Annotated in this window: 22 protein-coding genes; 10 read left to right on the plus strand and 12 right to left on the minus strand. The window is 40.8% G+C overall.

From position 1 onward, the window contains the following. Positions 1 to 85: 85 nt before the first annotated feature. The 3 genes from EJP82_RS03905 to EJP82_RS03915 form a co-directional block, all read right to left on the minus strand. Complete coding sequence (locus tag EJP82_RS03905; protein WP_127190705.1) at positions 86 to 1,267, minus strand: multidrug effflux MFS transporter; 1,182 nt, start codon at positions 1,265 to 1,267, stop codon at positions 86 to 88. A 377-nt stretch (positions 1,268 to 1,644) separates the two neighbouring features. Next, positions 1,645 to 2,244, minus strand: a complete 600-nt coding sequence (locus tag EJP82_RS03910; protein WP_246053973.1) for a hypothetical protein — start codon at positions 2,242 to 2,244, stop codon at positions 1,645 to 1,647. 156 nt (positions 2,245 to 2,400) lie between these two features. Continuing rightward, a complete protein-coding gene (locus EJP82_RS03915) occupies positions 2,401 to 3,450 on the minus strand; it encodes an HD-GYP domain-containing protein (RefSeq protein WP_211350035.1) in 1,050 nt (349 codons plus the stop codon). A 233-nt stretch (positions 3,451 to 3,683) separates the two neighbouring features. On the opposite strand from EJP82_RS03915, the gene EJP82_RS03920 reads away from it, so the two are divergent. The 4 genes from EJP82_RS03920 to EJP82_RS03935 are packed head-to-tail and all read left to right on the plus strand — an operon-like array spanning position 3,684 to position 7,827. After that, complete coding sequence (locus tag EJP82_RS03920; protein WP_127190706.1) at positions 3,684 to 5,279, plus strand: spore germination protein; 1,596 nt, start codon at positions 3,684 to 3,686, stop codon at positions 5,277 to 5,279. Beyond that, positions 5,276 to 6,466, plus strand: a complete 1,191-nt coding sequence (locus EJP82_RS03925; RefSeq protein WP_127190707.1) for a Ger(x)C family spore germination protein — start codon at positions 5,276 to 5,278, stop codon at positions 6,464 to 6,466. The genes EJP82_RS03920 and EJP82_RS03925 overlap by 4 nt, the downstream gene beginning before the upstream one ends. Positions 6,467 to 6,484: 18 nt before the next feature. After that, positions 6,485 to 6,706, plus strand: a complete 222-nt coding sequence (locus EJP82_RS03930) for a hypothetical protein (RefSeq protein ID WP_127190708.1) — start codon at positions 6,485 to 6,487, stop codon at positions 6,704 to 6,706. A 17-nt stretch (positions 6,707 to 6,723) separates the two neighbouring features. Next, positions 6,724 to 7,827: a GerAB/ArcD/ProY family transporter gene (locus tag EJP82_RS03935; protein WP_127190709.1), complete on the plus strand. Its 1,104-nt coding sequence runs from the start codon at positions 6,724 to 6,726 to the stop codon at positions 7,825 to 7,827. A 34-nt stretch (positions 7,828 to 7,861) separates the two neighbouring features. Here the strand turns inward: EJP82_RS03935 and EJP82_RS03940 are convergent, their stop codons facing one another. Beyond that, positions 7,862 to 8,728 (minus strand): prohibitin family protein, encoded by an 867-nt coding sequence (locus EJP82_RS03940; RefSeq protein WP_127190710.1) that lies wholly within the window; start codon positions 8,726 to 8,728, stop codon positions 7,862 to 7,864. A 101-nt stretch (positions 8,729 to 8,829) separates the two neighbouring features. Beyond that, entirely contained in the window at positions 8,830 to 9,609 is a 780-nt protein-coding gene (locus tag EJP82_RS03945) for an ABC transporter ATP-binding protein (protein ID WP_127190711.1), read from the minus strand. 128 nt (positions 9,610 to 9,737) lie between these two features. On the opposite strand from EJP82_RS03945, the gene EJP82_RS03950 reads away from it, so the two are divergent. From EJP82_RS03950 to EJP82_RS03960, 3 genes are all read left to right on the plus strand, one after another. Then, entirely contained in the window at positions 9,738 to 10,574 is an 837-nt protein-coding gene (locus EJP82_RS03950; RefSeq protein WP_127190712.1) for a GNAT family N-acetyltransferase, read from the plus strand. A gap of 197 nt (positions 10,575 to 10,771) precedes the next feature. After that, the gene (locus tag EJP82_RS03955) at positions 10,772 to 11,635 is read left to right on the plus strand and encodes a class I SAM-dependent methyltransferase (protein ID WP_127190713.1); all 864 of its coding nucleotides are present in this window, start codon (positions 10,772 to 10,774) and stop codon (positions 11,633 to 11,635) included. A 42-nt stretch (positions 11,636 to 11,677) separates the two neighbouring features. Further along, the gene (locus tag EJP82_RS03960) at positions 11,678 to 12,385 is read left to right on the plus strand and encodes an RluA family pseudouridine synthase (protein WP_127190785.1); all 708 of its coding nucleotides are present in this window, start codon (positions 11,678 to 11,680) and stop codon (positions 12,383 to 12,385) included. Between the two features lie 102 nt (positions 12,386 to 12,487). On the opposite strand, the gene EJP82_RS03965 is transcribed toward EJP82_RS03960, so the two are convergent. From EJP82_RS03965 to EJP82_RS03985, 5 genes are all read right to left on the minus strand, one after another. Beyond that, entirely contained in the window at positions 12,488 to 13,234 is a 747-nt protein-coding gene (locus EJP82_RS03965) for an ABC transporter permease (protein ID WP_127190714.1), read from the minus strand. Then, a complete protein-coding gene (locus tag EJP82_RS03970; protein ID WP_127190715.1) occupies positions 13,231 to 14,139 on the minus strand; it encodes an ABC transporter ATP-binding protein in 909 nt (302 codons plus the stop codon). Before EJP82_RS03970 ends, EJP82_RS03965 begins: the two co-directional genes overlap by 4 nt. A gap of 105 nt (positions 14,140 to 14,244) precedes the next feature. Further along, the gene (locus tag EJP82_RS03975) at positions 14,245 to 15,177 is read right to left on the minus strand and encodes a sensor histidine kinase (protein ID WP_127190716.1); all 933 of its coding nucleotides are present in this window, start codon (positions 15,175 to 15,177) and stop codon (positions 14,245 to 14,247) included. After that, on the minus strand, positions 15,174 to 15,869 hold the full coding sequence (locus EJP82_RS03980; protein WP_127190717.1) for a response regulator transcription factor: 696 nt from the start codon (positions 15,867 to 15,869) through the stop codon (positions 15,174 to 15,176). Before EJP82_RS03980 ends, EJP82_RS03975 begins: the two co-directional genes overlap by 4 nt. A 68-nt stretch (positions 15,870 to 15,937) precedes the next feature. Beyond that, on the minus strand, positions 15,938 to 16,348 hold the full coding sequence (locus tag EJP82_RS03985) for a MarR family winged helix-turn-helix transcriptional regulator (protein WP_127190718.1): 411 nt from the start codon (positions 16,346 to 16,348) through the stop codon (positions 15,938 to 15,940). Positions 16,349 to 16,545: 197 nt separating this feature from the next. On the opposite strand from EJP82_RS03985, the gene EJP82_RS28780 reads away from it, so the two are divergent. Together EJP82_RS28780 and EJP82_RS28295 are read left to right on the plus strand one after the other, a co-directional pair. Beyond that, positions 16,546 to 16,860, plus strand: a complete 315-nt coding sequence (locus tag EJP82_RS28780; RefSeq protein ID WP_425464316.1) for a hypothetical protein — start codon at positions 16,546 to 16,548, stop codon at positions 16,858 to 16,860. Next, entirely contained in the window at positions 16,820 to 17,422 is a 603-nt protein-coding gene (locus EJP82_RS28295; RefSeq protein WP_281278182.1) for a hypothetical protein, read from the plus strand. Before EJP82_RS28780 ends, EJP82_RS28295 begins: the two co-directional genes overlap by 41 nt. On the opposite strand, the gene EJP82_RS03995 is transcribed toward EJP82_RS28295, so the two are convergent. Continuing rightward, positions 17,423 to 18,493, minus strand: coding sequence for a branched-chain amino acid aminotransferase (locus tag EJP82_RS03995; RefSeq protein ID WP_127190719.1), 1,071 nt, complete (start codon positions 18,491 to 18,493; stop codon positions 17,423 to 17,425). A gap of 117 nt (positions 18,494 to 18,610) precedes the next feature. Between EJP82_RS03995 and EJP82_RS04000 the strand changes: the two genes are divergently transcribed. Further along, complete coding sequence (locus tag EJP82_RS04000; RefSeq protein WP_127190720.1) at positions 18,611 to 19,507, plus strand: LysR family transcriptional regulator; 897 nt, start codon at positions 18,611 to 18,613, stop codon at positions 19,505 to 19,507. 49 nt (positions 19,508 to 19,556) lie between these two features. On the opposite strand, the gene EJP82_RS04005 is transcribed toward EJP82_RS04000, so the two are convergent. Next, positions 19,557 to 20,087 (minus strand): CDP-alcohol phosphatidyltransferase family protein, encoded by a 531-nt coding sequence (locus tag EJP82_RS04005; protein ID WP_127190721.1) that lies wholly within the window; start codon positions 20,085 to 20,087, stop codon positions 19,557 to 19,559. Positions 20,088 to 20,200: the final 113 nt, after the last annotated feature.

Consider the following 20,200-nt stretch of genomic DNA (forward strand, 5'->3'; position numbering starts at 1 on the left):
TGAAATTAGTAAGAGCCCCGTTTACTCCTCCATTTTAAGCACAATAAGAAAGCTTCTTTTCAAAGAGTTACTTCTCCAAAACAAACTATTCACTTACAATAAACTTTTTACCCAAAAACCACATTACGCCACTTACAACTAAGAAATATATAGGCATCGTCACCAATGAACCATTATGAAGAAAGCTCATTCCCCATGTCGTTAAGCTAACTAGCAAGTAATAGCCTAAGCTAAATATCGCACCTGCTGTTCCTATAACATCTTGAAACTTGACAAGGGCAAGACTTAGACAGTTAGGCAAAGCAATACCTGCCCCCATTAACATGACAAACATGCTCATTAAAATACAAACGATAACTATAATATTAGGCAGCATTACTAAAGTACTTGCAAAAGTTAATAGCAAAGCCCCTATAGTCATAACTAGGCAACCGATATGAATAATTTTTTCTGGCACATAAACATTCAATAAACTTTTTGAAATCATTGCGCCAACTATCGAGGCCAAGGCCACAATGATACCTAGAAAACCATATATACCAGGTGATATTTGAAAGTAGTCAATGAATATAAACGGAGCTTCAGCATAGTAGCTGAATAAAACCCCATTTATGCCGCCGATTAGTAAGCCAAATACCAGTACACGTGGTAATAACACCATTCTTTTAATAATAGGTAGAATATTAACCTTTTTTCTTGCAGAAACATCAGTTGTTTCAGGCAGTTTTAAAAAGGCATACATAAACAACAAAACACTCATGACCACAAGCGTAAAGAAAACAGCTCTAAATCCAAGAGCCTGGTCAACCCATCCGCCAATAAGTGGCCCTACTGCGGGCGTAAAAGCAATTACAGCGGATATTTGAGCAAACATAGCATGTCGTTTATTTCCTGAAACACTTTCACGAAGAATCGTTTGTGTAATTATCGATCCTGTTGCTGCTCCAAATGCTTGTATGAAACGGCTGACAAGAAGTATACCAATGGATCCAGAGTAAAAACACATCAAGCTTCCGATACCATATACAATGAGGCCACCTAACATAGCAGGTCTCCGTCCGATAATATCAGAAAGCCATCCCCAACAGAAAACACCTAAAGCAAATCCGATAAAATATATACTTAAGGTAAACTGTACAGAACTGTTTGAGACACCGAGTGCTGCAGAAATATCTGGTAAAGACGGTGTATAGATTGTCTCACTAATTTGTGGAAAAGCCACAAGAACAATCATTAAAAGTAAAGATGGTGCTGCATATTTTTTCATTTTAGTTTCGCCCTCCTACGAGCTTATATCTCAGAACTGGAAGAAGATTATAAGCCTAGCTAGGGAAATGGGGGCATCATTATTGCAAGACGATTATATATCATCATTTTATAAAGTCACCTTTCATTTTTTGGTATAGGAGGGTTTAATTAAAATGACCGCTAATTGTTATTAGCGGTCATTAGGTATTTCAGAACGCGCACTGGATATCTGTTAAAAAATCAAGACAAAATAAGTGTTATTTCAGATAAGATTTGGCTATTCATACAATAACATAATCCCGAGAAACCGGTCAATTCAATTATTTAATGGCAAAAAAAACGGGGCTCTGAGATGATCCTCAAAGCCCCGTTCTTATTTGTATTTTATCTCATTCTTTATTTTTTCACTTCAGTCTTCCCTGTTACAGATCCATTATTTGTAATCTGATGTGAAGCTTTGTATTCTTCACTTGCAAAATAAACATTACCTTCAATCTTTGCGTCATCTACTGTAAAACCATTCGCTTCAACATAGATATCACCAACAAAAGTTCCACCTACAAAACTGGCGTTTTCACTTTTAATTGTTAATTTTGGTGCTGTTAAAGTAAATCTAGCCGTCTTGGTACGATTTTCATCTTGTGTATATAGCGCTATTTTCCGAGCCTTAGCATCTTTATTTGTAAATTCACCTTCTAATACAAGATCTTTATCGATTGTTAGATCGTTAAGTGTAGCTATGATCCACGTTCCTTCTTTGCTAATCGCCTTTAAAAAAGCTGCTTCATCGTTAACTATGGATGCCGTAGTTACGACATCAACTTCTGTGCCTTCGTTGGTCCCTTGATTCGTACCCTCATTCGTTCCTTGATTTGTACCTTGGTTCGTACCTTCATTTGTTGTTTGGTTTTCTGCCGGTTCATTAGTACTGCACCCCGATAACAACACTAAACCCATTGCCAATAGTATTATAAAACCTAAAGACTTTTTCTTCACATCAATTCCTCCTTAGTATGTTCTTGTTGATTCATTTGTTATGATTCTGACCACCATTACACATAGCGATTAAGATCACAGTGGTTTATTACCCCTTTTTAACAAAAATGACAACCTAATATTAGGTTGCCATCTCATCACATATGTTATTCATTACTATTCCAAGTAAATTTCTTCGATTGCGATATCTCTTTCCCTTGATAAATCACGGAAAAAATCGTTCACCTTAACCAATGGTTTGAAGATGTCTGTAGGATGATTAAATACTATGGTGCCCATTTCTCCATTACTGAGCAGTACGTTTTTTCCGATAAAATTGGGTAATAGGTTGTGAATAAGAGCTTGAACTGGCTTCTCATTTAACTTACCAAAACCAAGTCCATATACCTCACGAAGCACTGCAATTAAGCTTTGCTTTGGTCTCCCTATACTTGATGAAGTTAGTTTTACATAAACATTCGCCACAGCAACAATCTGCGAATAAGGATGGATTTCTTTCTTCCCTATCCCTAGTGGATACCCTGTTCTGTCTTCAAGTTCATGATGTTGAAGAGCCACAAGAGCAGTAGTATCATCACCTGCCATGGAACTACGAATAATATCATAGCCATATTGTGTGTGTCTTCTCATCTCTTCTAAATCTTCACCTGTTAATTCATCGGCATGATTTCGGATAGATTGAGAAACTTGGCTTTTCCCGATGTCATGCAAATATCCCGCTTTGCTAATATTGTATATCTCATCTTTGGAATAACCAAGCCAACTTGCTATGTAGTAGGATAATAAACCAACTTGCAAAGAATGATTATATAGGTTGACATCATCACGGCCTAACATCAACAACAGCGAGACGACATCTTTACGGTCATCAATCGTTTCCAAGAAGGGTTTCAACTTATCATCGACCATTGTCTGATTAAACTTACCGGTGGTTAATGCCTCTAAAAAAATGGACTGATACCCCTGTATAGTTAGATCAAAGTTTTCTCTTAAACGTTGACTAAACTCATCACCCTCTGCAGGGAGACGAGATTCAGAATGATCACGAGGTTCGATATCCACATGATGAATACTTTGCCTGATTAATAAAGCAATTTCCTCACTATGTATTATTGTTCCCTTAGGGAGAACATGTAGACCTACTTTATTAAATGCATCTGATTTCAGACGATCACCATTAATAAGGTCCATAGTATCGGTTCTCAAGTTATGGTTCCCTCCTTTTATTATTGTCAGTTATTACATCTATACCTATAATATCGAATCATATTTATAGAATATTAATAGTTCTAAACACCCTATTTGTTCGAATGAATGATCCTATCGGCACTAATCATAACTCTCAAGCATGTCTAATGATCTATACTCCAGAATAATCTTTCGTTATTCCGCTAATCTTATTATTGGAAACCATGTTCAATGGAGAGGAGATATACATCATGTCTTGGTGGAGACAGAAATTGAAGAAATCCCGATCAGATAAAACTAAATTAGCTAAGTCGGAGCAAATACCTTCTTCACATCCCAAACATGTCCCTTCCCTCCCCAAAGATAACAATCTTGAGGACCGCCTTCATTGGTTCGAAGAACAATTCACAAATTGTTCTGATATTATCTATCGTCGATTTAACCTTAAATCAGGACATGCCTGTGCCCTCATCTATTTGGATGGCATGACAGATCAAGTCATGATTTCTGATAGCATTTTGAACACTTTGATTACTCTTGCACCTGAAGAACCAAGTAAATTGTTCCAGTACATTTTTGAAGATCAAGCCGTTAATGTCTCCCAGAGCAAAATGACTATTGACTCCAATCAAGGAGTCTCTGGTGTACTGGATGCAAGTGTATTGCTACTAGTCGACGGGGACCATCGGATGATGTTGTATCCTGCTGCTTCTTTTGACAAAAGATCAATTGAAGAAGCACCCAACGAAACCGCCATTCGCGGACCGAGAGAAGGATTCAATGAAAATCTGAGTGTAAATATTACACTACTTCGGAGAAGATTAAAGAGTCCTAATTTCAAATCAGAAATCTTGAAGTTTGGCCGAGTAACTCAAACAAGTATCGCACTAGTTTATATCCATGAGATATGCAAACCAGAACTAGTGGAAGAGGTTAAGAGACGGTTATCTTATATCGATATCGATGGGGTTTTGACCTCTTCATTTGTGGAAGAAACAATTGAGGAATCTCCATTCTCGCCTTTCCCACAAGTCCAATATACTGAGAGACCTGATGCCGTCATCAGTTCACTGCTTGAGGGACGCATCGGGATCATCGTAGACGGAACGCCTAGTGCGCTCATTGCACCGGTTACTATGGTCATGCTTATGCAAGCATCCGAGGATTACTATCAACGTTTCATTGCTTCTACCTGGATACGCTGGATCCGTTATTTCTTTCTCTTCATTTCCTTGCTATTACCTTCAATCTATATTGCTGTGACAACATTTCATCCCGAAATGATTCCGTCAAAGCTACTAACAACAATCACGGTCTCTCGAGAAATCGTCCCATTTCCAGCTATACTTGAAGCTTTGATCATGGAGATCTCCTTTGAAGCGCTTCGTGAAGCTTCGATCAGGATCCCTAAATCTATCGGACAGGCCGTATCGATTATCGGAGCGCTCATTATTGGAACTGCGGCCGTTCAAGCTGGGATTGTCTCTGCGGCTATGGTTATCATTGTCTCGCTAACGGGTATTGCCTCCTTTATCATCCCTAACTTTGCTCTCGGACTTTCATTCCGATTGCTTCGTTTTCCCATCATGATATGTGCTGCAATTTTTGGTCTTTATGGCATTGCATGCTGTCTCATTATTTTCTATATTCACTTAATTAACTTAAAATCGTTTGGGGTGCCCTATTTATCCCCACTGGTCCCTCTTAACAAGGGAGCGTTATTAGATACCTTGTTTCGCCCTCCTTGGTGGGCTATTCAACACAGACCGCCTTATATCACTAACAATAAACGGAGACAGGGAAATAACTCTCGTGGCTGGGCATCTCAGAATGAGGAGAAGAAATGATTTCCAAATACACCAGGTCCATATCGTGTTGTCTGCTCTTGACTCAACTACTGCTACTCACGGGCTGCTGGTCCTCCATGGAAATCAATGACCGAGCATTTGTGACCATTATGCTGGTCGACACCGTTGAGGATTCACAGGATACACAATTAACGCTCGGCTTCCAACTCCCGAATCAAATGATCCCTGGACAATCAGGGGGAGGTAGTGCATCATCCGGTGACCCCTATACTTATATCACGAAGAATGGGGAAACAATAAGTGATGCTTTTCGAAAAGTCCAAAGTGATTTATCTCGTAAAATTGCGTTTGGTCAAGCACATATTATTGTGATCGGCAAAAAATTTGCTGAGAAAGGAATGGATCCCGTCCTTGAATTTGTCAAAAGACAACCAGCTTTTCACATTAATTCAAACTTATTCGCAACAGAGAGTAAGGTTCTTGAGATTATTAATACACCAGGACTTTTCGAACGATTCGCCTCCACCATACTAACCTCGTATATTGATGAAGAAGTTGCCGTGGATACAACAGTAAGGGATTTCTTAGTTGCACGTTATCGAATGGGAGACGCGCTACTTCCAGAGATCATATTTACTAATGAGCCCGGTCTCATAAATGAAAAGGGAAAAAAGTGGATGGGGACTGGTGGTGCGGTTATTTTCAGAGATGGAGCTATGGTTTCACCCAAAATGAATAATGACGAGATGAGAGCTTCACTTTGGATTCTATCACAGATCAAAACATCGGTCGTGAGTATCGAATCACCCACAGATGGCAAAAAGGTAAGCTTCTACTTAGAAAAGATGAAAACAAAAATAAGACCTAGAATTGAAGCTGATAGTGCAGCCTTCACCATTAGCAGTAAAGCTGAAGCTTATGTTCTCTCCTCCGAATCGAGCATTGATTTAGAGAAGGAAGATTCGATGCTACTACTACAGAAAGAATTAGACGCCAAAATAAAGAAACGAATCGAGAGCGCTATTTCCAAGACAAGACAAGCGAAAGCCGATGTATTTAGGCTAGGTGAAATTTTGGATTGGAGATACCCGGCTATGTGGAAGAAGCTACAACCTCACTGGCGTGAACAGTATGCTGGTGAACTACCCATTAATGTGGTCGTAAAAGTTGAACTTCTAAGAACAGGTGGTGCTTACCACTCTATAAAAGAAAAGAGCAAGTATTAACCCAGGAGGTTGAACCCCATGATTATGATCGGCTTGACCTTTGCTTTGATAATGCTCCTTGAATGGTACATCATGCGTAAACAACGCAAGGAGCCAAGATCCATTCGGATCGTTCTCATCATTTCTTTGTGTTTTCTAATATTGCTAGAGGTACAATATGTCTTTCAATATCGCTACAATATCCCGCTTGCATTAAAGCTTTGTAGCGATTACTTTAGGGGTTGGATTCCTGGGAATTGATTAGAGGAGGGAACTACATGTTAAAAGTACAACATTTCCAAGTTTTTTCGCTCTTCACTTTGTATCTTGTAAGTTCTTTCGTCGCGTTCCTTGTGGGTCTTTTTATAGATCAGGGTCAATTCTCCACTCCTGTTGGGAGTTTGCTTGGAGGAGTTGCCACCTTGCTTCTGATTTATCCTGCATACAAAGTAACCCTAGCTAGACCCCATCAATTTATTGCCCAATATGGACATCAATTAGTAGGCAAGGTTCCACATCTCATATTTATGTACATCATTATTATCGTTGCATTAATTCTAGCTACAAGCAATCTGCGTGAGTTAGCTGACTTCCTAATTCTCGTGTATCTCTCTGGCACACCGGAATGGGTCATTGTTGGTACTTTCGGGCTCTGTATCGTTTACGCGATTCGCTCGGGTATACCTACTATTTTCCGCGCTGCTCAGGGAATTTTTATTATCAGTATAGGTGCGTTTCTGATCTTCCCCGTTTTAGTAAAACGAGAAGTCGAATACAATAGGCTTCCCGCTATGTTCACTCATCTTAATTTACATCAGGTTTTGGCTGGCGCTTTTAATATGACCACCCTTTTCGGAGCATTCTCATTCCTTTTTCTAGTCATTCCATATTTACAATCACCTGAAAAGACGTATCGCACCCTACTAAGTACCACATTAACTTCACTCATCATAATTATGGCTCATCTCATTCCCATATTGCTCATTTTCGGTCCTGATTTGGCGAGCAATCTTACGTATCCCGACTTGGAGTTGATTCGCTCCATGCGTGCCGGATCTTTTATCGAGACGTTGGATCCAGTACTCATGATTCTGTGGTTAATATGTCTCTACGTCAAAATCAGCTTTATTTTATACATAGCAGTGATTTGCTTAACTCATATTACAGGTATGACAGACCCCAGACCGCTATGTCTGCCTAGCACTGCATTTTGCTGTATTTTGTCCATCTATTTCGCTAGGTCGCAGCCCGAACTCAATCAATTCATGATTGGAGGTTTACCTCCACTACTCTTCTCAGTTGAATTTCTCATTCCCACTGTGTATTGGATAAGTCATCTCGTACGCAAAGATCCTTCCTATAGCAAAGGACCACCAAACTAAAACACTTGGTGGCCCCTAAACTATAAAAATAAATTTATGGAGTAGTGCTAGGAATGCTTGTGCTACCACTGGTCAGCGATTCAACGTCGATAAATGGTGTGGCTCCACCCGTTACTGTAGGTAGATGTCCATCCCATTTCTCTACTGCTTTTTCTTGCACTTCAATTTGTTTCAATTGAACTAGTTCAGCCGTAACTTCTTGTTTCTTTAATTTCAAGGATTCCGCTTCGGCTTGGGCTTGAGCAATTTTCTGTTGTGCTTCAATCTCAATCCGTTTCAAATCATTGCTGGCTTTGAGGGCCTGCTGCTGTGCAACCTGCTTCGCTTCAATCGACTGGTTAAACGCTTCAGAGAAGTTGAAATTAACAATGTTCACTTCGCGAACGTTCAGATCATAAACAGCTAAACGCTTGGTTAGTTCTTCATTAATCTCACCGGCTACCTTATCACGTAAGGAGATCAATTCTTCCGCCTGATATCTTGCTGTTACCTCTTTTACAATTTCCTGAATGGCCGGATTAATTACAATGGTGTCGTAAGAACTCCCAATGTTATTCATTAACTTATAAGCCGAATCTTCATTAACCGAGAAATTCACAACAACATGTGTTGATACGGGCTGTAAATCCTTAGATGAAGCTGTCGTATCCGTCTCTGTCTTGGCAACTTGTGTATTCACCTGAATCACAGATTGGATAAATGGAAGTTTCAAATGAATACCAGGTTTTAGAACATTTTCGTTCAATTTACCGAACGTTTTGTACAACCCTACATGCCCATATTGTATTTGGGTGACGCTACTCATCCCCACTATGGCCAGTACAAGAACAACCCCAATACTTGTGGCAATGCGCCCTACATTATTATTTTTCTTCGGATTCTGACTAGTTCCTGTCTCCATTTCATATCCCCCCAGTAAAATTACTGCCCTGTTGTCGTATCGGCATTATGATTTAATACGGAACAATATGGAAAAGGTAACAGAACTCCAGAACACTATTTTTATTTTTTTGATAGCGAGGCGCGATCATTCTTCCAACTTACATCTACAGGTAACTCAAAAAATTCCGATAAGCACTCCTCATTCAATACATCTCGTGTCAATCCACTCATAAATACCTCACCCTGATGAAGAAGTAATGTATGTGTGAATATCGGTAGAATCTCTTCTGTATGATGAGTTACATATAGCATATGCGGCGCATGATTCTGATGGGCTAATTCGTCAATACTATCCAGTAGTTCTTCCTTGGAAATAAAATCAAGGCCGTTTGCTGCTTCATCCAAAATTAGCAGTCTTGGCGAAGACATTAATGCCCGTGCGATCAGCAGTTTCTGCTGCTCTCCCTGAGAACAGGTAACATATGAGCGATCTATCAAATGTCCGCATCGTAACTGCTTCATCAGCATCATGGCACGCTCATAGTCTTCCTCGCTTGGCTTGTCATAGAGACCAATGGACGCATACTTACCGCTTACGACAAGATTTTGCGCTTTGTCTCCCCCGTGTAGTTTCTCTTGAAGAGAGGAGCTAACCCACCCGATTGATTTACGAAGCTCTCTTAGATCGACATCACCAAATCTATGACCCAGAACGTTGATTTCTCCTGTCGTTGGCCAAATATATCCATTAAGCATATTTAGAAGTGTCGTTTTGCCTGATCCGTTTAGTCCGAATAAGGCCCAATGCTGCCCCACCTCAGCACTCCAATTAATGTCACTCAGAACCTTCTTACCATCACGAAGCCAAGTTATATTTTTCATTTCGAATACATGATTCATCCTGCTTGCCCCCCCGAAATTTACTGTTGTATTAAAGGCTACATCTCCTCTTTCCCATTTGTCAATTATCATTGTCGTATCTCTGATAAGTAAGATACAATCGATAGATAGGGAGAGTGATCATACATATGGAAACAACAGTAAATTGGGAAGAAGTTAGACAGTTACAATCCTTATGTGAAAAGCATGACGGGATTACGCTAAAACTGAACTGGGATATCTTAAACATCCGTCCTAAGGGAGACAAGCAAGATCTGACTATCTATCGAGATGGTACTCTTGTAGCCTTTCTGGGAAGATATTCGTTCGGTAGCAAATTAGAAATCTGCGGGATGGTACATCCAGATCACCGTAGACAGGGCATTTTCTCCGATGTCATGCGATCTGCATTGGACGATTGGGCGATCAATAATCATGCAGAGATACTACTTAACGCCCCGAGTAATTCAAATGCAGCCAAAGCATTCTTAAGTACGATATCATGTCAGTTCTCCTGTTCGGAGTACCAAATGAAATATAATCCGACAGGGGATACTCTGCCCCCCCATCTGGCTAAAGTTTATCTTCGTCCATCTGTGGATAGTGACCGGGAATTATTAATACAACTCGATGTCGAGGGGTTTGGAGAAACTCCGGAAGAAGCCGCTACCCAGTATTCCGAAGTGAGTCTACAAGATAACTACTCTCGCTATGACATGATCATCAAGGATGAGAAGCCCGTCGGAAAAATTAGGGTGATCCGAGATAAAGGGGAAAGTTGGATTTACGGCTTTGTTATTTCTAGCGCAGTGAGAGGGCAAGGCATCGGTAGCGATACTTTACGCCAAGTCATTGATCGAGAGCGTAACGAGGGTTATGATGTCTGGTTGGAAGTGGCATTAAGCAATCCCAATGCTCAAAAACTATACGAATCGGCTGGATTTCAGATCCTACAGGTACAAGATTACTATGTATTTACGAAGTAGAACTGAAGTTCAACGTTTTAAACAGTATGATTTACAGTAAATCTTACTGTTTATCATTGCCAATGCAAATGAAGTTGCGTTATACTGGCATGCTGTACGAAAAATAAGGTACAATAACAACCGAATGGTTTGATCTTAAGGGATCGCCCTATTGGAACGGCCCGGCCGTTCTTTATATGGAAGGAAGGTTTAAATTAATGTATGTAGCTAACGATTGGAAAGATTACGAAATCATTGATACTGGAGACGGTGAGAAGCTGGAGCGTTGGAATGATGTGATTCTACGCCGACCTGACCCACAAATTATTTGGCCACATGGAGAAGCGAGCGGACAGTGGAATGATGTTCATGGCCACTATCACCGCAGTTCATCAGGTGGTGGTCAATGGGATATGAAAAAACAAACTCCAGAACGGTGGACGGTATCTTATGACCGCCTGAAGTTTTATATTCGTCCGACCAGCTTTAAACATACCGGTCTGTTCCCTGAACAAGCGGCAAACTGGCGCTGGATGATGGACAAGATTTCCGCTGCTAAGCGTCCGATCTCGGTGCTAAATTTGTTCGCCTACACAGGTGGTGCTACGGTAGCTGCTGCTTCCGCCGGAGCTTCGGTCGTGCATGTCGATGCAGCTAAGGGCATGGTTCAATGGGCTAAGGAAAATGTTGCTCTATCCGGTCTCGAAGACAAACCCGTCCGTTTCATCACAGATGACGTCTTCAAGTTCGTACAACGAGAGCAGCGGCGGGGCAACCGCTATGACGCTATTATTATGGACCCTCCATCTTACGGACGTGGACCGAATGGTGAGATGTGGAAGCTGGAATCGAGTCTTTATCCGTTTGTGGAATCTTGCCTCTCCATCTTATCGGATCAACCACTCTTCTTCCTCATCAACTCCTATACGACCGGTATTTCACCAACCGTATTACAGAACATGCTATCCATGACGGTCAAGAAGAAATATGGCGGACGTATTTCCGCTGGTGAGCTAGGCCTACCTATTACGAAATCAGGTCTTAATCTTCCATGTGGTATTCTTGGCCGCTGGGAGGAATAGACGGTGCAGTCCGACAATTCCTTTACAACGGGTCATCCGCAAATGAAGATTTTGTTTGAGGATAATCATCTACTTGGTATAGAGAAGCCGGTAAATGTCCCTACACAAGAGGACGTAAGTGGGGATCCCGATCTCCTTAATCTGCTGAAGGCAGATATTAAAGAGCGGTATCAGAAACCCGGCAACGTCTATCTTGGCCTGGTACACCGTCTAGATCGACCAGTTGGCGGAGCCATGATATTCGCTAAGACATCCAAGGCAGCTTCGAGGTTGTCGGAAGCAGTACGTAGCCGCAACTTCGATAAGATCTACGTCGCTGTAGTCCGTGGTACACCACCTCAGGCTAAGGGGAGACTCATTCATCATCTATTGAAGGATGAACGTACGAATACGGTATCTGTTGTTCCTAAAGGGACACCTAGTAGCAAAGAGGCAATCCTTGATTATTCAGTACTAGGTGCTTCTAGCTTAGACAATGAACTTACTCTGGTACGAGTTGAACTACTTACGGGGCGTTCTCATCAAATCCGCGTTCAAATGAACGCGATCGGCTGCCCGCTGTATGGAGATCAGAAATACGGAGTAGCTCAGAATAAACCTGGTCAACAAATTGCTCTTTGGTCGCTTTATGTTGGTTTCCCTCATCCGGTAACCACAGAACATGTGAAGCTGATCTCTCTTCCACCTCGTGAGCTTCCTTGGAATCGTTGGGAAGAGGAATTGTATACGAAAGCTTTAACCCAAAGCTAAATAATAAATACTATAAGTATCATGTAAAGTACAAAAAGGACTAGACAAGGGGCTCCCCCTTGCTCAGTCCTTTTTGTTATTTAGCACCCCTAAATCCCATTCCTACCGCACATCTCTTCTCAAAGTTTGATGCACTATCACGCCGAGACATACGACCATAATCGCGCCGTTCTCCCATAACACCTGAGTAAGGGATAGCCCCTTAACCGAATCATCGTACCACAAATATGGAAAAAAGGGGCCTCCAAAAGGAAGGTTGTTCAGATAGCTACTTTCTCCCCAGGCAAAAATCACAAACGTAAAGATGATGGAGGTTACCACGGGCAAAATTATATTTTTGCTTATCATGCTTAGGAGGAAAAATAGTGGAATAAGAGCTACTTGAAAAAGATAAGATAGCGATAAATTGATCATGTTATCAACGATAATATGTCCCGGAATCCACTCCCCTTTTGCAAGCATAATCAACATATGACTAATAAGTGTATCGACTAGATTATATCCAAGTAGAAATAGCGCGATTATGATTAATTTCGATGCAATAATAGTCAATCGATGCACAGGATAGGTAAATAGAACATTAAGTGTATTATCGCCATGTTCCCTAACCCAACTGTAGGAAGAGATAACTGCAATTAACACTAGGCCTGCCATAAGAACAGAGAGCGATTTTTCATTGTCGAGATAATACGCCCAATTCCAATCTTGCGTCACTATAGCCTCGAAATTGTTATCAGACATTTTAATTATAAAAAATAAAACCGGACATAACAACGCGAGACCCACTGTAGCTATAAAAGCTGCAGACTTTCTCAATTTTCTCCACTCGCAATACAACACCTCAATCATTTCTGTACTCCCCCCGTCAGTTTAACAAAATGATCTTCTAATGTTTCGGAGCAAAGCGACATTTCACTTACGATGACGCCGCCATCCAGCAGAGTCTTATTCAACATCCCCGTATCCTCCAACCGCTCATATACGCGGATGCGTCCCTTCTCCCATACCGTATAATCTTTAATATGTAATTGTTGTTCCAAAATCCAAGTTGCTTTTCCATCGTTGTCCACCCGAATCTCGACATACGTTCGATTTCTACGCTGCAGCTCGGCGTAATCAAGCTGTTCAATCATCTTTCCGCCATGAATAATTCCGATTCGATTTACCATTTGTCCAATTTCCCCCAGAATATGACTGGAAATCATGATCGTCATTGACCTTTTATTCCTTAATTCCAGCAGTAACTCGCGTGTCTCTCGTATTCCAATGGGATCTAATCCGTTTACTGGCTCATCCAGAATCAAACAATCAGGTCGATGTAACAGCGTCCTAGCGATTGCCAGTCTTTGTTTCGTACCTAAAGATAACTTCTTAACCTTCTGTTTCCCCATTCCCTCCATACCAACCAGTTTTAAATGTTCCTCGATCACGAACGAATCCGTAACTCCACACATTCGCCTATGAATATCCAAATTGTCCCAAACCGTCAAATTCGGATAGAAACCAGGCGTCTCAATCATTGAACCGATCCGGTTGAAAGACGCTGTTGAAGGATTCTCACCGAACCATTCAACAGTACCTCTAAGCGGCTTAATCAAGCCAAGAAGCATCCGAAATACCGTCGTTTTCCCCGCTCCATTCTGCCCAAGAAAACCGTATATATCTCCTTGTTCTACCTCTAGATTCACATCTTCGACAATCATTTTGTCGCCATACTTCTTAGTTAATCCATTACTTCTAAGTACATATTTCATTTCAAAACCTCCAAATTCTGAAATCAAAAAGGATGATGCTATTATCTTACAGCCTCATCCTTAACTTCTTCATTCAGTTACCTTACATCTATCTTAAATTAATTCTTATGGAATGAACCGTGACTTAGGTAAAGTAAAGAAGAATGATGTCCTCACATGAGGTAGTGATGTTGCCCACAATTCCCCTCCATGTTTCTCTACCAATTTCCTAGCAATAGCTAGTCCTAACCCGCTTCCACCAAATGGACCACTACGAGAGGAGTCAACCGTGTATAAGCGATCAAAAATATGTAGTAAATTTCCCTCCGCTATTCCCGGTCCTTGATCCCACACTTCAATGAGTACCTCATTTTCCTTTTGAGACAGGGATAGTCCAATGACTCCACCCGTTGCACCGTATTTCAAACTATTCGATATTAAATTACCAATAATGCGTTCTACAGAAGTCCTGTCAGCATTTACAAACAGTTCCTCGACCGGAAAACTGGCCACTGGCTCCGTACCTGCGACTACAAATTGAGATGCATAAGAGAGCCATATCTCCTTCACCATAACGGACAAATTGATCTCCGCTCGTCTTAAATCCACTTCGTCGTCATCCAGTTTTGCCAGTTGAAAAAATGATTCCGTAAGTTCATACAACATATTCGCTTTGTTCCATACGATATCCATATATTGTTCACGCTCAACCACACTAATACTGCTGTCCTTACGCAGTACCTCCAAATAACCAAGCACAGAAGTTAGAGGTGTTCGCAGATCATGAGAAATGTTAGTTATTAGTTTCTTTCGCGCACTTTCCGATTTCTGAAAACCAGTCTCTGTCATTTGAAGTTGGTGAATTAATTCGTTTATTTCATTGATTAACTGTCGAAAAGATTCATCGCGTGAGTGCGAGCGGATACGCAGATTGGGGTTACCATCTCTTGCCTGACTTAGTTGCGTAACAACCGTATGTAATCGCCTACGTGTGTGCCATAACATTATCCCAATACTCAGCAGCAAAGTCACTAGAACTGCCATTATGATGCTAATCATAAGTCTCCTAATTTGTAACCGATCCCTCTTACCGTCACGATAATTGTCGGTTGCTCTGGAACGTCTTCAATTTTACTACGCAGCCTACTGATATGAACCATAACCGTATTGTCACCCTCGATAATTTGGTCATTCCATATATTTAGATATAAATTTTCCTTAGTGAATACTTTACGCGGATGACTCAAGAACAGCTCTAACAGTTGATATTCCTTCGCTGTAAGAGAAAGGGCTACCCCCTTCTTGGTCACGAGGCATTGCTCACGATCCAGTATTAAATCACCTATTTGCAAGCAAGATATATTCTCCACATCTTGCGATGGTTTATAGTAGTCATTTCGCCTCAAATGTGCCTTAACCCTAGCTATAAGTTCAAACACACTGAATGGTTTAGTGACATAGTCATCTGCGCCACAACCAAGTCCAATAATCTTATCGGTTTCTTCCCCTTTGGCCGTAAGAATAAGGACTGGTATTTTACTGCGTTCTCTGAGTCGTCTCAACACTTCGAACCCATCTATTATAGGTAACATCAAATCAAGGATTACTAGATCATAGTTACCTTTATCCAAGCATATCATTGCCTGCTGACCGTCAAACGCCCGCTCACTTTCGATGCCTTCCTTGCCCAAATAAATATGTATTAGCTGATTGATTTCAACATCATCTTCTATGATGAGAACTCTTGCCATGCTTGCCCTTCCCTTCAAAAGCGTGCTTATCGATCAATCCTCGAGCTTATGGACAAATCCCATCAAAACTATTTCTCACCCGTAATCTTACCCATCAAAAAAACGAGCAATTGCTGATTATGTGTTGAGATTTTGTCTAATACCCCGTTCAGATGATCCGTACGGATTCCGATTCCACGCTGTACTTCCTCATGACCTTTCGCCGTAATCGACACCCACACAATACGACGATCGGTATCGTCACGATCACGCCGTATCAATTCGCCACGTTCCATCCGATCAAGTAACATGGTTACAGCAGCCGGAGTCGTGGAGAGAAATGGGATCAAATCGGATGGTTTCTGACTACCCAATTGTTCCAGTACCTCAAGTACGGCCAATTGCGAAGTTGTTAACGTTGGAGCCAGATTCACCTCCATATGACTCTGATAATCTTTCATCAAAATATCCAATAATCGGGCAAATTCCACAGTATGCACTACGCTCACCCTCTTTCATCACTAATACTTTATGACATAAACAATTCGCCATCTCAAAGTAAAATTCCTTCTCCGTTCCAAAATAACCCATAAATCGAGTATAGTAATTACTAGATAATTGATCGTGAGAAAGAAACTACGCCATCCTTACTCAGTTAACCTAGTTGGAAATACCACCATTCAAAGGAGCTGATTTCATGAATTTAGTAAGCATTAACGATTTAACTCAACAGCAAATATTACACTTGTTTGATATAACAAACAGATTACAACTGCATAACCAAATTGACCTGAGAAATAGAAATACAGACCTATTAAGCGGCAAAACCTTTATTCTATTTTTTCCTGAGTCAAGTATCCGAACTAGAATAACATTCGAGAAAGGAATTAGAGATTTAGGAGGTGAATGTATCTTATTCCCCTCTGAAAGTCTAGACAAAAGGGAGTCGTTAGAGGATGTAATTCAGTACATTGAAAAACTGGGGAGATGGAGTTATTGTTCGGCATCCTGACACTTCAACTATTCGCGAGATTGCCAAGCATGCCTCGATTCCCATCATAAATGCGATGAGTTCTGATCATCATCCTTGTGAGATTCTGTCAGACCTATATTCTATTTCTCAAATGAAAGAGAACTATAGAGAGCTCAAATATACCTATGTCGGCCCAGCAAGTAACATTTGTAAATCGTGGGCAAGCGTATCCAAAGTGATGGATCTTGATTATCATCATGTATGCGCCAAGGAGCATGAACTGAATGCCGATCTTAGAAATTATAAATTCTATTCAGATCTAGAGTCTACACTGGTGAATAGCGATGTTATTTTGACAGATTCTCTTCCAGCCGAATTACAAACCAAAGAGTACATTGAACAATATCAAATAACTACAAGCAGAATGGAATTAACGAGGTCAGATTCATTATTAAACCCATGCCCACCCTTCTTTAGAAATGAAGAGGTTAGTGAAGAGGTCATATCCTCAGATTATTTTGTAGGCTATGGGTTTAAAAAGAATCTCATATATTTGCAGCAGGCTGTTATTTTATATTGCTGTGGAATAAATATTGAATAATTATTTAACTGTGTACACCCAGTTGAATGGATCTGCGAGTTTGCCGCGCTGAATACCTGTAATTGAGTCATAGAGTCTTTGGGAGAGTTCTCCTGTTACTCCGCCGGAAATCTCTGTATTCTTGTCTCCCCAGCTCAGCGAGCCAATAGGAGAAATAACTGCTGCAGTTCCCGTTCCGAAGGCTTCTTCAAGCAATCCCTGACGGCTGGCCTCAAATAATTCCTCTATGGATATCACACGTTCAACTACCGTATATCCCCACTCCCGGAGTAAAGTGATTACGGAGTCCCTTGTTACGCCTTGCAGAATACTTCCCGTAAGTGCTGGGGTGAGAATCTCACCATTCACCTTAAAGAACACATTCATGCTACCGACTTCTTCAATATATTTATGTTGTTTCCCATCTAGCCATAAGACTTGAGAGAAGCCCTTCGTCTTCGCTATTTCTTGGGCCTTAATACCTGATGCATAATTCCCTGAAGTCTTCGCCTCACCAGTCCCACCACGAACGGCACGCACGTATTGTTCCTCTACATAAATAGAAACCGGATGAATCCCCTCAGGGTAATATGCACCTACCGGAGACAGAATGACCATTAGCATATATTGCTTAGAAGCTCTAACTCCTAGTGCGGCTTCAGTTGCAATAATAAATGGCCGTATATAGAGTGCATTCTCTTCCCCGTCTGGTATCCATTCCTGATCAATTCTAACAAGCTGAGCGATGGCCTCAAGCACAAACTCAGTATCTACTTGTGGGATGCTAATTCTTTCACAGGAGTTATTTAACCGTTTCAAATTCATATCAGGACGGAACATCGCGATCTCTCCAAGAGGTGTCCGGTATGCCTTCATCCCCTCAAATACTTCTTGTCCGTAGTGAAGTACCATAGCCGAAGGGTCCAAAGAGATCGGGCCATAAGGAATGATCCGCGCATCATGCCATCCATCCTCAGAAGAATAATCCATAATAAACATATGATCGGAAAAATATTTACCGAAACCTAACGCATCACTTGCTGGTTTACTTTTCAAACTTTCACTTAGGTTAATATGTAATTCACTCATCATTCATTTCCTCCCACGTTCTGTCACTTTATTAATACTATATACATTCATAATTCATTGTTCAATATAATGATATCAATTATAATGATAGTCACGAACAATGATCGGAGCTGTTATTGAATGGAACATCGTCTTCTAGAATATTTTGTGGCAGTAAGCGAAGAACTGCACTTCACCAAAGCCGCGGACAAATTAAATATCTCACAACCAACGCTTAGTCAGCAGATCCGTTTGCTTGAACAAGAACTAGGTACGCCTTTATTTCATCGTTCAGGTAAAAAGAACTTTCTAACCCAAGCAGGCCAAATCCTGTTGGAGCATACCCAGCGCGTCTTTCATGAGTTAGATCAGGCAAAATTAGAAATTAATGAATTGGCCGGGGTGAAGCGTGGCAAATTGACCATCGGCTGTTCAGGGAATCACCTCTTATTGAATACACTTATTTCTTTTCACCGGCAATTTCCTGGTGTTGAGTTGACGATAACCGAACTAGCTACCGCCGAAACCTGTGAAGGTCTGCTAAACAACAAACTCGATCTAGGTATCGTGTTTCTACCATTGAGACACGAGCAGCTAGTCAGTACCCCGCTTTATGATGAAGAATTGGTACTGGTCGTCTCTTCTTTGCATCCATTCTCAGGCTTACAACAAATCCAGTTGGCGCAGCTTTCTGAGATTCCGCTCATTTTATTTCCACATAAATTTCTGGTGCGTCAAATGCTGGATACAGCTTGTACCGGAATAGGTACCACACTACATCCTATAATGGAGTTATCTACTATGGAGTCCCAATGGCAGATGGCCGCACATCATATTGGTGGCACTGTACTTCCTGCATCGTATGCTGCTACCTTACGAGACACAAGAATTACTATGATCCCGTTAGCCGAGCCAACACCACGACAAAGCGTAGGTTTCGTCCATCGTAAGGATATGTACATCGATTCAGTCATCGGGGCATTTATCGATCATTTAACTCGAAAAGATAATTTCGGATCGGCTTTATCTAGTGGTTAGTTTTTAACATCATGACAGTGATCTAGTACCTTATCTCCTCCCTTTAAGCTCATTTCACGAATATGCTTTGCTTATTTACTTGCAGTTTGGATGACGTCAGATGAATCATTAACTCTTCAATTGCCGATAGGCTTGCTACAATACAAATTATATTGATTAGAACACTAACATCTATGTAGGGAAGCAATAGTGGAAATATGAACAGGCTGAGCCCAGATATTTTATTTCCGTATGTATGAAGAATTGCAAAGGTTTTATATTTCACCAGAACTACAATCATCGAAACTATTCTAGTCATACCAATAGCAATAATCCAAATTATTATAGGGTTTGTAAGATTCACGATTGGATATAGTATAACGAATAACACAATGAGCATGATCAAATCGGCTATGCTGTCTAGCTTTGCGCCAAACAGGCTTGCTACTCCTTTCTTTCTAGCGATATAACCATCCAACATATCACTTATCCCACAAGCAATATAGATCACATAAAAGACTATGCTTAATGGTTGAACCACAAATAAAGCTAGAGAAAACAATATTCTACAAAACGATAGATAATTGGGGATCGACTTCATCTCATCAACTCACCTAATGTAAAATTTGGAAATCTATTCATCTATATAGTATCTTTCAAAAAGAATCTGTCAATAAGTTTGTGTAAACCCGCATGAGCGCTATATAAATGCGG

Origin of the sequence: Paenibacillus anaericanus (genome assembly GCF_003994475.1) — a bacterium.
In the GTDB taxonomy this organism is placed as follows: domain Bacteria; phylum Bacillota; class Bacilli; order Paenibacillales; family Paenibacillaceae; genus Fontibacillus; species Fontibacillus anaericanus.

What these genes read in the sequence shown, in the direction of transcription:
- EJP82_RS03960 (WP_127190785.1), top strand. Translation starts at nt 11,678, where the DNA reads ATGAAGATTTTGTTTGAGGATAATCATCTACTTGGTATAGAGAAGCCG.
- EJP82_RS28780 (WP_425464316.1), top strand. Translation starts at nt 16,546, where the DNA reads ATGAATTTAGTAAGCATTAACGATTTAACTCAACAGCAAATATTACAC.
- EJP82_RS03980 (WP_127190717.1), bottom strand. Translation starts at nt 15,869, where the DNA reads ATGGCAAGAGTTCTCATCATAGAAGATGATGTTGAAATCAATCAGCTA.
- EJP82_RS03940 (WP_127190710.1), bottom strand. Translation starts at nt 8,728, where the DNA reads ATGGAGACAGGAACTAGTCAGAATCCGAAGAAAAATAATAATGTAGGG.
- EJP82_RS03955 (WP_127190713.1), top strand. Translation starts at nt 10,772, where the DNA reads ATGTATGTAGCTAACGATTGGAAAGATTACGAAATCATTGATACTGGA.
- EJP82_RS03925 (WP_127190707.1), top strand. Translation starts at nt 5,276, where the DNA reads ATGATTTCCAAATACACCAGGTCCATATCGTGTTGTCTGCTCTTGACT.
- EJP82_RS03920 (WP_127190706.1), top strand. Translation starts at nt 3,684, where the DNA reads ATGTCTTGGTGGAGACAGAAATTGAAGAAATCCCGATCAGATAAAACT.
- EJP82_RS03995 (WP_127190719.1), bottom strand. Translation starts at nt 18,493, where the DNA reads ATGATGAGTGAATTACATATTAACCTAAGTGAAAGTTTGAAAAGTAAA.
- EJP82_RS03950 (WP_127190712.1), top strand. Translation starts at nt 9,738, where the DNA reads ATGGAAACAACAGTAAATTGGGAAGAAGTTAGACAGTTACAATCCTTA.
- EJP82_RS04005 (WP_127190721.1), bottom strand. Translation starts at nt 20,087, where the DNA reads ATGAAGTCGATCCCCAATTATCTATCGTTTTGTAGAATATTGTTTTCT.
- EJP82_RS03965 (WP_127190714.1), bottom strand. Translation starts at nt 13,234, where the DNA reads ATGATTGAGGTGTTGTATTGCGAGTGGAGAAAATTGAGAAAGTCTGCA.
- EJP82_RS03935 (WP_127190709.1), top strand. Translation starts at nt 6,724, where the DNA reads ATGTTAAAAGTACAACATTTCCAAGTTTTTTCGCTCTTCACTTTGTAT.
- EJP82_RS04000 (WP_127190720.1), top strand. Translation starts at nt 18,611, where the DNA reads ATGGAACATCGTCTTCTAGAATATTTTGTGGCAGTAAGCGAAGAACTG.
- EJP82_RS03945 (WP_127190711.1), bottom strand. Translation starts at nt 9,609, where the DNA reads ATGAATCATGTATTCGAAATGAAAAATATAACTTGGCTTCGTGATGGT.
- EJP82_RS03975 (WP_127190716.1), bottom strand. Translation starts at nt 15,177, where the DNA reads ATGATTAGCATCATAATGGCAGTTCTAGTGACTTTGCTGCTGAGTATT.
- EJP82_RS03905 (WP_127190705.1), bottom strand. Translation starts at nt 1,267, where the DNA reads ATGAAAAAATATGCAGCACCATCTTTACTTTTAATGATTGTTCTTGTG.
- EJP82_RS03970 (WP_127190715.1), bottom strand. Translation starts at nt 14,139, where the DNA reads ATGAAATATGTACTTAGAAGTAATGGATTAACTAAGAAGTATGGCGAC.
- EJP82_RS03930 (WP_127190708.1), top strand. Translation starts at nt 6,485, where the DNA reads ATGATTATGATCGGCTTGACCTTTGCTTTGATAATGCTCCTTGAATGG.